General features: G+C 35.7%; 7 protein-coding genes. 5 read left to right on the top strand and 2 right to left on the bottom strand.

Going from position 1 to position 16,940, the window contains the following annotated elements; all coding sequences use genetic code 11:
* The first annotated feature begins 52 nt into the window (after window positions 1-52).
* The 3 genes from LMOATCC19117_RS11185 (at window position 53) to LMOATCC19117_RS11175 (ending at window position 13,679) form a co-directional block, all read left to right on the top strand.
* Complete coding sequence (locus LMOATCC19117_RS11185) at window positions 53-3,508, top strand: MucBP domain-containing protein (protein ID WP_003734380.1); 3,456 nt, start codon at window positions 53-55, stop codon at window positions 3,506-3,508.
* 180 nt (window positions 3,509-3,688) lie between these two features.
* Window positions 3,689-8,821: a SpaA isopeptide-forming pilin-related protein gene (locus LMOATCC19117_RS11180; protein WP_003742749.1), complete on the top strand. Its 5,133-nt coding sequence runs from the start codon at window positions 3,689-3,691 to the stop codon at window positions 8,819-8,821.
* A 268-nt stretch (window positions 8,822-9,089) separates the two neighbouring features.
* A complete protein-coding gene (locus tag LMOATCC19117_RS11175) occupies window positions 9,090-13,679 on the top strand; it encodes an MSCRAMM family protein (protein ID WP_003734382.1) in 4,590 nt (1,529 codons plus the stop codon).
* 39 nt (window positions 13,680-13,718) lie between these two features.
* Here the strand turns inward: LMOATCC19117_RS11175 and LMOATCC19117_RS11170 are convergent, their stop codons facing one another.
* Together LMOATCC19117_RS11170 and LMOATCC19117_RS11165 are read right to left on the bottom strand one after the other, a co-directional pair.
* A complete protein-coding gene (locus tag LMOATCC19117_RS11170) occupies window positions 13,719-14,066 on the bottom strand; it encodes a DUF4870 domain-containing protein (RefSeq protein WP_003724594.1) in 348 nt (115 codons plus the stop codon).
* A gap of 105 nt (window positions 14,067-14,171) precedes the next feature.
* Entirely contained in the window at window positions 14,172-14,735 is a 564-nt protein-coding gene (locus LMOATCC19117_RS11165; protein WP_003724593.1) for a TetR/AcrR family transcriptional regulator, read from the bottom strand.
* 183 nt (window positions 14,736-14,918) lie between these two features.
* On the opposite strand from LMOATCC19117_RS11165, the gene LMOATCC19117_RS11160 reads away from it, so the two are divergent.
* Window positions 14,919-15,680 (top strand): SDR family oxidoreductase, encoded by a 762-nt coding sequence (locus LMOATCC19117_RS11160; protein ID WP_003724592.1) that lies wholly within the window; start codon window positions 14,919-14,921, stop codon window positions 15,678-15,680.
* Between the two features lie 178 nt (window positions 15,681-15,858).
* Complete coding sequence (locus LMOATCC19117_RS11155) at window positions 15,859-16,932, top strand: GGDEF domain-containing protein (protein WP_003734383.1); 1,074 nt, start codon at window positions 15,859-15,861, stop codon at window positions 16,930-16,932.
* The last annotated feature ends 8 nt before the right edge of the window (window positions 16,933-16,940 follow it).

Below are 16,940 nucleotides of genomic sequence, written 5' to 3'. Positions count from 1 at the left end.
CTGCTTCCTCCTATGAAATAATTAATCTTGAGTAAACAAAGGAGGGGCGAATGTGAGTCATTTGAAAAAATTAGTATCTATATTAATTTGTACTTTGCTGATAGTTTCATTTCTTCCATTTTCAGTTTGGGCAAATAGTCAAGAAAGGGATGGAACGGACGTAGAAGAAATAACTACGAAAGAAAAGGTTACGCAGGAAACGACTTCAAATGAAACTACTTCAGAGCCTTTAAAAGAGACCACAGTCAATGAAGCAATAAACACAAAATCATTTCCAACTGGGAATTATTCAGGGGACTTTAGTATTAATTCTCAAAAAGATGTGATTGAATCTGGTCAGACGGTAAACTATAACATTTATTTAAAAATTACTGGACCAAACACAACATACCAAAATGCTAAATTAGTAATCAATTTACCAAAAAACGGGGAATTTAATCAATCATTAAATGAACTTAAGATTGCGGGAGAAACGCCAAGTTATAACAAAACAACTCGTCAGCTCGTTTACACATATCAAACACTGAACAGTGGTGTTGTTGATAAAGTGATTCTTAAGCTGACTACGAAAAATGGCTACACACCAAATGGAACGAAATTAGTAGTAACAGGTGAATTAAGTGCAGATAATTTACTTGGAAAAGTAACCGAACAGGCTGAAACAACTGTCAACGCAACAGCCACAACAGCTTTATCAAATGATTTTACTAGGGTAGAAAATAGCATCAATAATAATCCGAGTCAAGGTGATATCGGGATTTGGTCTTTCAACCTAAATATTCCGAAAAAGTCTACAGGAAGCCTTTTTATGGAAGAAGGTAAGAAGATTGTTATTGAGTATATATTGGCAGATAAGCTAGATTACTTAGGTGTAGCAGGAGATACACCAGAACCAACGAAGGTCGAAGGACAAAAACTAACTTGGGAAATTGCAGCACCTACATATTTGGAACAAGAAAAAGCAAACAGTTTACTTAACAAGACTTTCCAAATTAGAACGTTCTTCCAAACTACTATACCAAATTTTGCAACGGTGGAAAATAAAGCTGTTGCAACAACGAACTTTGTTACTTTGGCTGATAGCATTGTAGATACATCCAAAGCATCTGTTTCAGTTTCAGCAAGTGACCCAGCGACAATCCCGCCAACTATTGGAAGTGTTTATGCTCCAGCACACAGAGGCCCGGTGGATGCGAATTGGGGAATCGCTACTGTGACCGGAAATCCTGATATAAAAGCATATGATACTGCTAAATTAGGCTTTAGTTTGATGTTAAATTCGGCGATGAATGATTCACCTTCGTACGACTTCCTTTATTATGATGCTTACTACAATATAGATGATAATTTAAATTTGGATTACTTCCAGAGCGGCGATTTTTACTTTAAACCAAATGTTAATTACCCTGGTTGGGCGCAACTAAAGAAATCACCTAAGTATAATTTACTCGTGAAATATGATGGTGATAGCGACTGGACGACACTAAAAGAAGATGTAGAACTGAGCAAAATGTATTCGAGAAAAGATCTTGGGATTCCAGATGATAAGCACGTGAGTAAAGTATGGCTTCATTTCACGTATGCTCCAGCTGGAATGTATGCTGCTAATCTATCTTTCTTTACAACAGTCAAAGAAGGTTATGTAGGTGAGGTTAGAAATAGTACACAAATCAACATGTACGGAGCGGATAGTCAAGGCTATATCCATTATTATGACGATACAAATCCTTGGCCGGAAGCTTGGAAAAATTATGCAGGAGACCGAACAGCGCAAATAATTCCGCAACCTACTGGTAAAAATAAATTTGTACAAGGATCAGTTGCGTTTGATGATACCGATGGGAATTTAATCAACATAGGTGATAATTCTATTTCTGTTAATTTAGAAAGCAATAAAGCTTCTATTTCACGATTAAAAGGTCCTTTTGAAGCAGTGGTTTTGTTACCTTCAGGGGTCAAAATGAAAAAAACGGAGCAAAATGACTTTAATGTAACAGTGTTGAACGAGAATTACCAAAACGCAGGGCGTCAATTACTAAAAGTCAAATGGGATAAAAAGACGCTTTTACCAGCAGAAAAATTAACGGCAAAAATTAATGTGAGTGTTGCAAAAGACACACCTAGTAATATGACTGTTGAGATGTTTGGTTTCTTGCAGGAGACAGATTTTAATGTGCCGGAAGTGACTGGAACTCCAACCATTTCTGATACAAAAATGGAAATTGACTCAGATGACATTAATCAAAATGGGAATTCGGAAGAGTCTAGAATCACATCGGGAAACCATTACATTTTAAATACGAGTAATCATTTGAAAATTAGTAAAAAAGCTAAGGGTAATCGCGATAAAGAATACAGCGGATTGGCAAATGCCACAACAAATTCCATTGTTTCATATCAATTGTCACTGGAAAATGATTCAGATGAAAAAATAGCTAATATGGTTTTAATGGATGTTTTACCAAGTGAAAATGATTTAGGAATTACAGATAACAGCGAACGTGGTAGTAAATTCAACTTGGAGCTAACGAAAGCAGTGGCAATTCCAAATGAATGGAAAGATAAGGTTGACGTAAAATATAGTACTGCCAAAAACCCTAAACGTGCGGGCGTTCTTGATAAGCACACGATTTATCCAACTGGTTCAGAGCCTCTAGTTGATAACGCAGAAGCAACGGAAGCAGATTGGTTAACCGCATCAGAAGTACAAGATTGGTCCAAAATTTACTCTTTTAAAATGGAATTAAAAGAAGGTATTGAGTGGATTCCTGGGAAATCCATGAAAATTCAATTTGATTTAAAAACACCAAAGAAAAACCAAATAGATAAGGGATTTTTAAATCAGCAAACAAAAAAAGAAGACCGAGCAGCATGGAATTCATTTGCTGTGGCTGTAAATAATTCTCAAGTAATTGAGCCGGCCCAAGTAGGAGTGGCTTTAGATGATAGTGTTGCGCCAGTTACGGTGCAATATGTTGATCAAAACCATAAACAAATTGCCAGCCCAGAAACATTAACAGGAGCTTACGGAGAAAAATTCACTGCAAAACAGAAAAAAATTACTAACTACACCCTTGTAAAAACACCCGCGAATGTAAGTGGAACATTTAACGAAAAAGCACAGACAGTTACTTTTGTTTATCAAAAAGTGACAGCCGGAAACATCATTGTCGATTATGTCGATAAGAATGGTGAAAAATTAGCTGATTCGATTGTTTTAACAGGAAAATTAAATTCAAGTTATCGAACTTCGGCCAAAAAAATCTCGGGATATAAATTGTATCAAACACCTAAAAATGCATCGGGGAAATTTTTGAATAGCTCACAAAAAGTAACTTATGTGTATGAAAAAACTAGCGCTTTATCAGTTTCTTCTAATGAAAGAGCTGGAAATGTGAAAAAATCGGAAAAACTGCCACAAACGGGAGATTCTAAGAAAACTAATTTATGGTTTATTCTTGGAATGCTCTTACTTTCAAGTGCTTTTGTACTTGCAAAGAAAAGATGATATTAAAAGTATTTTAAAAGGTGTTTAAAGTGTTTCCAATTCATTTTGCTTATTAAAAAGACACATATTACTTTGGATTTCGCAAAAAGTAATTATTGGGTGCATTTATTTGTCAAAACTCAACAAATCTTTTAGGGATTTAACAACAGTTAGAAATAGATTATAGGAGGACAAAACAAAGTGAAAAATATCAGACACTGGAAGAAGCTAGTTATTGCAATGGTTATCGGATTACTAGTATTCCAAAACGTTTCACCTGTACTAGCTACAATGACAGACGATGAAACGGCAAAAACAACATTAAAAATCACCAAAGAAGATAAAGATACAAAAGAAAAAATCAATGGTTCTACCTTTGAGATAAAGAATAAAGAAACGGGCGAAACAAACGATTTAACAATCAGCGCGAATGGTGAAGCGACTATGGATTCACTTTCACCTGGTGACTATCTTGTTAAAGAAAAAGTTGCGCCAAAAGGTTACACACTAGATGAAAAAGAATATAGTGTAACTTTAGCAGAAAAAGAAGAAGTGATTACTTCGGTTTCAGCAAAAGTGCAAGAAGAAACAACAAAAGAAGCAACAACACCAACACCGGTTAAAAAAGCAACACAAAATGCAAATCTAAAAGCTGCTATTACAGACAATATTTTTAACAAAGTAACGCTAAAAGATGGTAATGGCGATGAAATCAACACTTCAGACCGAATTCAAAATGGTAGCGGTGTTGTGCTTAACATGAACTTTGCGTTTTCTGGGAAAAATTATAAAGCGGGAGATACGTTTACAACTGTTTTACCAGATGCTTTCAACTTTGGGAACAAAAATTTAAGTGGTAACTTCTTACCATCTACAGAAGCAGAATGGACGCTTGACGTTACAACGCGTGAACTTACGATTACTTTCTTAAAAGATGGCATTCAAGAAGGCGATTATGATGTGAATATCAGTACAGCCTTCAAAGTGTTTACCTCAACAGAAGAAACGATACAGGAAGTTGTTTTCAAGACAGCTGGGAAAGATACTGTTTATCAAATCGAAGTTGTACCAGTAGTTAACTACCCAACAACTGTAGGAATTACGGCGAATCCAGGGGTAGTAAATCCGACAAAAGGTCAAGTAGATGCCAAGTTCAACTTAACAAAAGAAAAAGATGCTAAGGGTGAGCTGAAACTTAATGATTATGCTTCCGGTGGAACAACAACTATTGATAAAGATACCATCAAAGTATATTCGAGTGATGTTAGTGCTGGGGGAACCTTCATAGGTACGAAAAAATTACTTGTAGAAGGCACAGATTATACGCTAACTTATTCCGCAACTTCTCTAACTGTTACGTTAAACGGTGGGCTTGCTGGGAAAGGCTACCAAGTAACATATGACCGCACAATCAATAAACCAAGTGATTCACTTTCTTATATGTCTACACAAGCTTATACAGTAGGCGATTCAGGAACATTATCAAGCAACTCCGCTTATGTTTACCTGACAATGACAAATTATAAGCATATCGAGAAAAAAGCTACTTACAACGGCTCAACACAAAGTATTGATTGGAAAATTAACTTTAACTTTGATCAAGACGAAATATCTCCTTCAACAGTGCTTACCGATGTTTTAGCGGATAATGATGTCGAATATGTAGCAGATTCACTTAAAATTAAACGAGTAACTTTTAACGCAACGAATGGATCGCCAATCGTTGGAGGTGACGCTTCAAGTGATTGGACAACTTCAGCAATCTCGGCAAATGGGAATTTTAATTTAACGTATAAAAACACAAACACAAACGCATATGAAATCACTTATTCCACGAAAATCACGGACTTTAGTGATCGTAAAATTAAAAATGAAATTACAGATGAAAATGGTGTTTCCGCTGACGCAACGATCGCGATTCAACCAGATTTACTGAAAAAAGAAGCTGGAACAATTGACTATTTTAATAACACGATGACATGGAAAATCACTGCCAACTCTGACAGAATTAAGATGGGGAATCTTAATATCACAGATGAATTTTCTACTGGTGTAAAAGCCCTTAAGAGCTACACTGTTCGTGCCTATACAGATAATATCAATAGCGTCTTATTAACAGAAGGCAAAGATTATACGATTGATAAAGATGTGACACCAGCTGGTTTTTATATCCAACTTATCGGCGATTATGCTACAACAGACAAAAAAATTGTAGTTGATTTCGTCACAGAAATTGACCTTTCTGATGTAACAAAAACGATTGATAATAAAGCATCCATTTCTTATTACGATGGCGGAATTATCAAGTATGTTGATGATGTAAAAGCTTCCATGACACCAGACCCAGCTATGATGACAAATGGTGGTAAATACGGATCGTACAACTCTACTACGGGGAATATCGATTGGATTGTATCTGTAAATGCTATGGCGAAAAACTATGACAACTTAATTTTTGATGATGCTATTCCAACTGGATTAACATACGTAGAAGGCTCACTACAATATCGTAATGTAGCTTCCACAAGTGAGATGATGAATTTATACATCCCGCTTAACTCTGTTGGAACAGTAGCTAAAACAGGTGATAAAAACTACCCAACAAAAGTCGATACTACTGGGAATAAACTACATTTAGAATTCGCTAACTTGGAGAATTCACGCGTATTTATTAAATACAGTACCAAACCAAACGAAAACTGGTATTTCTACTCCTACGTACAAAACACTGCGAAGGTGAGCGATAATGGAGTAGGCGAAAAATCTTACAGTTACCAAGCATACGCAAGCAAACTTTATAATGCGATGACAAAAACGGCTACTATTGATCCATCTTTTGATAATAAAGTTAACTGGGTTGTTACACTGAACAATATCTCTGCAGATCGTCCTATTAACAATCCAACAATTACAGATACAATGAAAACAGGAACAACAGGAGCGCAAGTAGTAAAAAGTAGCTTTAAAGTAATCAATGAAACGACGGGTGAAGATATTGACTCAAAATATTATGACATCACTTACACAGACAATAATTTCACTATCCAGTTCAAAGACTATAAAGCAACTGCACCAATTAAAGTAACCTATAGTACAATCAGCTTGATGTCTGGGCTTGTTAGTAACACAGCGACAACTGCTTCTCCTGACTACGGTAGTTTACCAATGACATATAAATCAAGAACAACAAGCATATCGCCAGCCTTCACTATTGGTAGTGGTAGCGGGACGGCAACAATTGGTTCACTTGAAATTACCAAAGTGGATAAAAAGGATAATACGAAAAAACTAGCAGGAGCTAAATTCCAACTTTATACGCTTGAAGGTGATAAAGCGGGACAAGAGGCTACCACTGATACAGATGGTAAAATCGTGATGGATGGCCTTCAATCTGGGAAATATAAACTAGTTGAGACAGAAGCGCCAACAGGTTACACAATTAGTGATGAATATAAAGACGGTAAAGAAATCACGGTTACGGCCGATGCAGTTACAAACGTTACAATTGAAAACACAGAGCAAACTGGTAGCGCGGTTCTTTTAAAAGAAGATAGTGTAACGAAAGACGCTATCGCAGGAGCAGAATTCGAATTACAAAATGCAGACGGTACAAAAGTCGCTGAAAACTTAGTGTCTAATGCAGATGGTAAAATCGAAGTAACTGACTTAGCGCCAGGCGATTACCAATTTGTAGAAACAAAAGCGCCAACTGGCTATGTATTAGATGCAACGCCAAGCGAATTCACGATTGAATTTAACCAAGAAGCCGCTGTAATTGTTACAAAAGAAAACACAGCGAAAACTGGTAGTGTGGTTCTAACGAAAGAAGATAGTGTAACGAAAGCTACGATAGCCGGAGCGGAATTCGATTTACAAAAAGCAGACGGAACAAAAGTATCCGAAAACTTAGTAACAGACGCAGACGGTAAAATCGAAGCAAACGATTTAGCACCAGGAGACTACCAATTTGTAGAAACGAAAGCTGCGGCTGGCTATGTATTAGATGCAACGCCAAGCGAATTCACGATTGAATTTAACCAAGACAAAGCAGCTGTCGTAACAAAAGAAAACACAGCAAAATCTGGCAGCGTAGTTCTAACAAAACAAGATAGTGCAACAAAAGCTGCGTTATCTGATGCGGAATTTGAACTACAAACTGCCACTGGAACTAAAGTAAAAGATAATTTAACAACGAATGCAAGTGGTGAGATAGAAGTAGCTGATTTAGCACCAGGCGATTACAAGTTCATTGAAACCAAAGCACCAACAGGCTACGAATTAGATGCCACACCGGTTACTTTTACCATCGAATTTAACCAATCGACTGCAGTCAAAGTAACAAAAGAAAATGTTGCGAAAACTGGTAGTGTGGTCTTAACTAAGCTAGATAGTAAATCAAGAAGTAATTTAGCTGGTGCAGAGTTCGAATTACAAACAAAACTTGGTGTCAGTTTGAAAGATAAAGTAGTGACAGAAGCAAACGGTCAACTGCAAATTGATAACTTAGCACCAGGCGACTACCAATTAGTAGAAACGAAAGCTCCAACAGGTTATGAGCTTGATGCAACACCAGTTGAATTCACCATTGAATTTAACCAAAAAGATGCAGTTCAAGTGACTAAAACAAATAAAATGTCTACTGGATCTGTTGTGTTAACTAAGACTGATGGGCAAACAAAAGCCCCTCTTGCAGATGCAACGTTTAAATTAGTAGACGCAGATAATAACGTCACAGAAAATCTAACAACAGATGCTTCTGGTAAACTGGAAATAACTAATCTAGCCCCTGGTGATTATCAATTAATTGAAACGAAAGCACCAAAAGGTTATGAATTAGATACCGTTCCAGTCGATGTGAAAATCAGTTTTAATCAAAATCAAGTGCTTCAAGTAACTAAAACAAATATTAAAACAGTTGTAAGCGGCAAGGTAATAGCTGAATTTGTTGATACAAAAGGAAATGTATTAGCAGAACAAGAGATTCATGCAGGTTTAGTCGGGGAGAAATATGTAACTAAAGCGAAATCTATCGCGGGTTATAAACTAACGAAAGACCCTACGAATAAAGTCGGCATATACAAAGAAGCAGATCAAAAAGTAACCTTTGTATATGAGAAAAATAAATCACCACTCGTTGTCGACCCTACTAAACCAATTAAACCTTCTAAACCAACAAAACCATCAGCAAACCCTTCAAAACAAGCCACAGTGAAAAAAGCACAAAGTCTTCCTTCAACAGGAGATAATTCCCTAGCTAATCTAATCATTACCGGATTATTCGCTAGTACACTAGGACTTTTCTTACTAAGAAAATCCAAAAAAGTAAATGATTAATAATTGTAGTCGCTATTCTTAACAGGATAGCGACTTTTTTATCTATTATATATAGAAAAAATTCCATATAATAATGCAGGAAAAGAGGGTTTTGTATTGAAAAAGTATATTTTTAGCAAAAAACATACTTTTTTGTTCACTAAAAAGACACAATAAATCCGCTTTGTTGTTCTTTAAGAACATTTTCGACTTCTCGCCCATTGTTATAATTCAACAAGTCATAGGTCTTATACAACAGACACAACTTGCATAGGAGGAAAACAGCTTAATGAAATATATGGTGAAATGGAGAGGTTTTTTTATCGTTGCAATTATTGGTTTACTCGTTTTTCAAAACGTGTCGCCTGTATTAGCAACCATTGTTGATGAAAAAACAACAATGATAACGCTTAAAATAATCAAAGAAGATAAAGATACAAAAGAAAAAATCAATGGTTCTTCTTTTGAAATTAAAAACAAAAAAACTGGAGAAACAAAAGAAGTTTCTATAACTGAACACGGGACAATTATAGAAAATTCACTTTCAGAAGGAGAATATATTGTTAAGGAAAAGAAGGCTGCTCCAGGATATACTTTAGACGAACAAACTTATAACGTCACTTTAGCTGATAAAGAAGAGGCTATAACTTCTAGTTCAACAAAAAAAGAGGCAGAAAAAACTCCATCTGTTACAGAACAACCCTCTAAAAAAGGGAATCTGAAAGCAGTTATAACAGATAATATTTTTACTGCAGTAAAGGTGGAAAATGGAACTGGAAATGAACTTGGTGCGACTAACCGTATAAAAAATGGCGGAGCAGTAGTTCTGAAAATGAATTTTACTTTCTCAGGGAAAAACTACAAAGCTGGAGATACATTTAAAACGGTTTTACCAGATTCATTCAACTTTGGAACGACTAATTTAACAGGAGATTTCTTACCTTCAACTGAAGCGAAATGGGATTTGAATGCAAGCACACGTGAATTAACCATTACTTTTTTTAAAGATGGTGTGCAAGAAGGTAATTATGATATTGAGCTTAGTACTGCTTTAAAAAGTTTCTCTGAGACAGAAAAAACTAGTCAGGTAGCGGTGTTTAATACAGCGGGTGGTAATACAGTTTACCAGTTAGAGATTATTCCTGAAGTAGACAAAGCCACACAGGTAATGCTAGAAGCGATGCCGAGTAAAGTCAATCCGGATAAAGCTACTGTGGATGCGAGATTTAATTTAACTAAAGAAACTAGTGAGCTAGGCGAACTTAGACTATCGGATACTGCTTACGGGGGTTCGACTATTATTAATAGGAATAGTATTAAGGTCTACTCAACAGATATTAGTGCTAAAGGAACATTCATTGGCTCAAAGCAATTACTTACTGAGAATACAGATTATGAATTGATTTATGCACCTTCAGGATTAACAATTAAATTAAAAGAAGGTCTAAAAGCAAAAGGGTATCAAGTTACCTATGAGCGTTCCATTGATAAGACAAATTCGTCTTTGAGTACTATCGGGACTTCAGCAACAACAGTTGGAAGTTCTGGCATGTTATCAAATGGAAGTATGACCATTTCAGTAACAATAAAAGCATATGATCATTTAATTAAAAAAGCAGTTTATAACCCTGTAACTCAATGTATTGATTGGACAATTAATGTTAATTATGATTTAGCAAACTTGACTCCTGGTACGGTTTTAACAGATGTATTAACAGACGATAATGTTAGTTATGTTGCAGATTCTTTGAAGATTAAGCGAGTCACTTTTAATGAAGAATCAGGAGAAGCAGTAATAGGCGATGATGCGTCTAATGATTGGACTGTTTCGACTATATCAGACAACGGTAGTTTTAATATGAACTACAAGAAAACTGATGAAAAAGCATATCAAGTAACGTATTCTACAAAACTAACCGATTTTAGTCCACGAAAAATTAAAAATGAAGTAACGGATGAAAAAGGTGTTAAAGCAACAGAAAACTTTGATTTCAAGCCAGACTTACTAAATAAAGAAGCTGGAGAGATTGATTATTATAATAATACAATGGATTGGACTATTACAGTTAATTCGGAAGGTATTAATATGCAAAACATTAATATCGTTGACGAGTTTTCTACAGGTGTAAAAAGTTTAGTCAGCTACAATGTGTACGCTTATCCTTCTGATTCAGGCTACAAATTATTAACAGAAGGTAGAGACTTTACCATCCAAAAAGACGTCTCGCCAGCTGGGTTTAAAATTAAACTTATCGGTAACTATGCGACAACAGATAATAAAATTGTTGTGAAAATGAAAACAAAAATTGATTTAACTGATGGAGCAAAAACGCTAGATAATAAAGCCTCGTTTTCATATTTTGACGGTAGTTTAACCCAGTATTCAGAAACAATAAAGGCAGAAGCAACACCGGAAACTAGTATTTTAGCTAACGGTGGGAAGGTCGGTAAATGGAATCCGGCAACTGGTGAAATAAATTGGATTGTATCTGTCAATGCAATGGGGAAAAAATATGATAAATTGGTTTTAGATGATGAATTTTTAGATGGTACAACCTTTGTTGAAGGATCTTTACAGTATCGTAATGTAGTTAATTCATCCGAGCTGACCGACTTGAGTATTCCTCTAGAGATAAAAGGGACTTTAGCACAAGTTGGGGATGCTAATTATCCAACCAAAATAGACACATCAGCCAATAAAATACATTTGGAATTTGGTAATTTAGATACTAATCGTGTATTTGTTAAATATAAAACAAAACCAAAAGATAATTGGTTCTTCTCACAGTGGGTAAACAATAAAGCTATCGTCTCAGATAATGGAGCAGATGAACAAATATACGAGACGAAAGAGTTTGCTTTTTTGCAAAATGAAGTTATTAAGGTAGCTGGAAACATAGATAATGTCTATGGAAATAAAGTGAACTGGAATATGGAACTCTTGAATATTTCTCCAGAAAGAACACTGTCTAATCCGGTTATTACCAATCGATTGGAACAAGGAAATACGGGCGCTCAGTTTATTAAAAATAGTTTTCAGGTAATTAATACAAAAACGAACGAACCGATAAACGAAGAAAATTATGATATTATTTTTGAAGGAAATACCTTTACCATTCAATTTAAAAACTATACTGCAATGGCGCCAATAAAAGTAAGCTACAGCACAATAAGTTTACTTTCAGGACCAATTTCTAACGAAACGACGGTGGAAGCAGAAGATTTTAGTAATGTTCCAATGTTCTTTAAAAAAAGAAATGCAGCAGTATCACCAGTCTTTACAGTGGGATCTGGATCAGGGATTGCAACGATTGGCACGATTAAAATCACAAAAGTGGATGAAGACGATACTACGAAGAAATTAGAAGGCGCAAAATTTCAGCTTTACACACTAGATGGTGAAAAATCTGGACAAGAAATAAAAACTAATTCAGAAGGTGAAATTCTACTAGATGGTATACAATCTGGGAAGTATAAATTAGTTGAAACAGAAGCTCCAGAAGGATACAACATTAGCGATGAATACAAAGAAGGAAAAGAAATTACTGTTAATTCATCTGGTGAGGAACTTCTTTTAACCATCAAAAATGCTATGAAAAAAGGCAAGGTTATTTTAACGAAAAAGGACAGTGCATCAGATGAAGTATTAGCAGATGCCGAGTTTGAATTACAAAACGCCGCTGGGTCAAAACTAAAAGAAAAACTAACAACAGCTGCGAGCGGTAATATAGAAATAACCGATTTAGCACCAGGCGACTATAAGTTAATTGAAACCAAAGCACCAGCTGGTTACCAATTAGACGCGACCCCGGTTCATTTCACAATTGATTTTAACCAGTCAGAAGCAGCGAAAGTAAGCAAAACCAACACAGCAAAAACAGGCACGGTAGTGCTAACGAAAAAAGATAGCGCAACAAATGCCAAGCTAGCTGACGCCACATTTGAGTTACGAAACGAGGGCGGAACAGTAGTCCGTGAGAATCTCGTAACAGATGATAATGGAGAAATTAGCGTAGCTGATTTGGCACCAGGCGACTATAAATTAATTGAAACCAAAGCCCCAACTGGTTACCAATTAGACGCGGCACCAGTTCGTTTCACGATTGATTTTAACCAAACAGAAGCAGCGAAAGTAAGCAAAACCAACACAGCAAAAACAGGCACGGTAGTGCTAACGAAAAAAGATAGCGCAACAAATACCGAGCTAGCTGACGCCACATTTGAGTTGCGAAACGAGGACGGAGCATTAGTCAGCGAGAATCTCGTAACAGATGATAATGGAGAAATTAGCGTAGCTGATTTGGCACCAGGCGACTATAAATTAATTGAAACCAAAGCCCCAACTGGTTACCAATTAGACGCGGCACCAGTTCATTTCACGATTGATTTTAACCAAACAGAAGCGGCTAATGTAACCAAAACCAACAAGAAAAAAATTGGTACAATTATAGTTAAATTTATAGATGTAGAGGGCAATCAATTAAATGATGAGGAAATGCATACTGGAAATGTTGATGAAGAATACAATGTGAAAGCTAAAGAAATCGTTGGCTACACATTAGTTAAAGATTCCGCTAACAAAAAAGGTATGTATAAAGAAACTTCACAAGAAATAACCTTTGTTTATGAGAAAAAGGCAATGCCGATTATTGTGGAACCTACTGAACCATCAAAACCAACAGAACAGCTAACAGAATCAGCTACAGTAGCAGAGCCAAAACCTATAAAACAAAACTTTAAAACAACAAACAAATCAACAAATAATAAGAGAAAACTTCCTTCTACAGGAGATGAGTTCCCTTATACAATGCTATTCATTGGATTGTTTGTTAGTGTTGCTGGAGTATTCTTCTTAAAAAAACCTAAACAAATAAAATAAAAAAAAGCTATCCTAAGAAATTTAGGATAGCTTTTTCATTTAAATCCAAGCATCTTCTTCATTTTTCGTTAAAAGCATTTGAATACCTCGAACAATATTAAAGATAAACAGTCCAACAATAGCTATTAGTGTAAATATAAATAAGCTACCGGTAACGAAAAATGATACATTTGCGAGTAAGCCGCCATTTGTCAAAGCTGTAACGAAAACACTGGAGAAACATAGAACACCAGCGATAGTCGGAATAATGTGAGTTAGTAATGCAACTTTAGCATGATGAGTAACATCCTCTGATTTAGCAAAAATCCAAATCAATACTGGCACAATAACAGGTGCAAATAGGATACTAAAATAACTTAAAGCATTTAAAATACGATGATCATTCATAATCAACACACCTTTCTAAGATGTCTTTATTATAGCAAGACTAGGATTATGAAGCCCTCGTTTCAAGTTACAAAGAAGGAAAATAATATAACAAATATGTAAGAATTATAAGATTGGATTTTTAGTCTGAATAATATGAAGAAGTTGCTCTGACATAAACGCCGGTGAATGAGCAAAACTTTCTTCTGCCCAAAAAACAATCATGCCGAAAATCGCATGTGCTTGATAAGATGCAAGTAACAAGGGCTCTATACTCGAACTGTCAGCTGAATAATCAAAGTCATTTAAAATCAGTTCCCGAATAACGTCACAAACTTGATTTTGAAAACTGGGACGGATTGTCGATTTTATAACTTGTGTATAAAAAGCTTGATGACCGTATACATGATCAAAAATTTTTATCATGGAAGGTGTAAGTGTTTGAATGGAAAAAGGCGTCTTATGTGTATAAGGGTCTTGATACGCTTTTTGTAAATCAGCCAGCACTTCATCAATAATACTATCTAAAAGTTCTTCTTTGTCACGGTAATGTTTATAGAACGTGCCTCGATTAACATCTGCTACTGTAACAATATCCGTAATCGTAATCTGTTGAAAAGTTTTTTCATCAAGAAGAGTAAATAAAGCTTGGTTTAAGGCTTGTTTTGTTTTTTTAATCCTTCTATCCATCATTTGAAACTCCCATCCGAGAAAATTTCCTACTACTATACATATAACGCAAAAGTGTTGCTTAATCAACAAAACAGGCTTTCTTTACATATTGATAGCGCTTTATATCGGAGCTATAATTAAAATAAGAAGGAGAGAAATTTTATCCTTTTTAGCTTAACAAAAGTGAAGGAGGAAATAACAATGGGGAAATTAAATGGAAAAGTAGCCGTAGTAACTGGTGCAGCGTCTGGAATGGGGCAACAAATTGCGATTCTTTTTGCGAAAGAAGGGGCGAAGGTTGTTGTTGCGGATTTAAATTTAGAAGCGGCACAAAAAACAGTAGCGTTAATTGAAAAAGAACAAGGTACATCACTTGCGGTTGTTGCGAATGTCACGAAACAAGACGATATTGAAAGCATGATTAACAAAGCTACTGAGACATACGGCACGTTAGATATTTTAGTAAACAATGCGGGCATCATGGATAATTTTGTTCCAGCCGGCGAATTAACTGATGAACTTTGGGATAAAGTGTTTGCGATAAATACAACTGGTGTAATGCGAGCAACTAGAAAAGCACTTCATATCTTTGAAGAAAAAGGACAAGGGGTTATCGTTAATATCGCATCTGCTGGAGGTTTGTTTGGTTCAAGAGCAGGGGCAGCGTATACAGCTTCTAAACATGCTGTCGTTGGTTTTACAAAAAATGTTGGTTTCCAGTATGCTAATAAAAATATTCGCTGTAATGCTATAGCACCTGGAGCTGTAAATACAAATATTGGTACTACTATTTATGCTCCAGATCAATTTGGGCAAGAACGAGCTATGATTGGAATGGGAACAAATCCTCGAGCTGGTGATGCTTCTGAAATCGCCAAAGTAGCTCTATTTTTAGCTTCGGATGATGCTAGTTTTGTAAACGGGACGGTAATTACAGCAGACGCTGGTTGGACAGCTTACTAAAAATATAAAAAATCCGCATGAGAGAATTATTTTCTTTTGCGGATTTTTTATGAGAAAATAGAAAGATGGATATTTTTTAACAACTTCGCGTTTAGGGGTTGTTTCTTTGTGTAGAGAGAATGAATAGTTGTGAGCATAATGGGGTATTAAATAACAAAGTGAAAGGCGGGGATGCTTTTTGGTTCAACAGTTGGTAAGTAATGCAGCGATATTACTCGCAGGATTTTATATTATTTCTTTAGTCTATAAAGAACCAATTACGAAAGAATTATCGATAAATAGAAAAATGGTGATAGGCGTATGGGCAGGGCTACTAGGATTTGCGCTAATGATTTTTGGGATACCGATTTCAAATAATGTAATTGTTGATTTGCGTCATATCCCTATTATTATGGTGGGTTTTTATGGCGGGCCCATTCCGGCAATTGTTTCGGCGGTCATTATTACAACTTCACGATTTTTAATTTCAGTGAATTCTGCAGCGATGATGGCTGGTGTAATCATGATGCTGATTGGCATTATAACAGCTCTTTTCAGCAAACGCTTAGAAAAATATAATATTTGGGGCGTTTTTATTTTGAATATTATTGCGTGTGGTTTTGTAGTCGTTAACTTACATTTGATTTTAGCAAAAGAGCCAGACTTCTGGATAAATATGTTTATATTTGTATCGATCGCGCTTGTAATTGGCGCTGTTTCCGCAGGTTTAATGAAGAATATGATTAAATCAAAGCAATTGTTTCAAAAATACGAACAAGACTCTACGCTCGATTATCTGACGCGGTTATCAAATGTAAGGCAATTTGATGAAAAAATCAACCATGTAATGGACGATGGAAGTAGGCAAGTGACATTAATGTTAATCGATATTGATTACTTTAAAAATATTAACGATACATACGGCCATGACGCTGGTGATGCCATTTTGAAACAATTAGCTATTATTTTAAAACGAAACACATCAGATGGTTCTGAGGCATTTAGAAACGGCGGGGAAGAATTTTCCATTGTCTTATTAGATTGTCCGATTGAAAAAGGTAATTTTTTTGCTGAACAAGTGCGAAAAGAAACGGAAGATCACGATTTTATGATACCGAGTGGAAAACTAGTGAAAATTACAATTTCCGTTGGGGTTAGCAGTAGTAAAGATGGTGCTAATACAAGTGAAGGATTATTTAAATCTGCTGATGAAGCGCTGTATAAAGCAAAATTAACCGGGCGAAACCGAGTATGTATTGCAGATGAAAATTAGCTTGTCGC

Source organism: Listeria monocytogenes ATCC 19117, from assembly GCF_000307025.1.
GTDB classification, from domain to species: Bacteria; Bacillota; Bacilli; order Lactobacillales; family Listeriaceae; genus Listeria; species Listeria monocytogenes_B.
This window is presented reverse-complemented; position numbering and strand designations above follow the sequence as displayed.

Bases quoted from the DNA above. Each gene is read 5' to 3' on its own strand.
- LMOATCC19117_RS11175 (WP_003734382.1), top strand. From the start codon at position 9,090: ATGAAATATATGGTGAAATGGAGAGGTTTTTTTATCGTTGCAATTATT.
- LMOATCC19117_RS11170 (WP_003724594.1), bottom strand. From the start codon at position 14,066: ATGAATGATCATCGTATTTTAAATGCTTTAAGTTATTTTAGTATCCTA.
- LMOATCC19117_RS11165 (WP_003724593.1), bottom strand. From the start codon at position 14,735: ATGGATAGAAGGATTAAAAAAACAAAACAAGCCTTAAACCAAGCTTTA.
- LMOATCC19117_RS11160 (WP_003724592.1), top strand. From the start codon at position 14,919: ATGGGGAAATTAAATGGAAAAGTAGCCGTAGTAACTGGTGCAGCGTCT.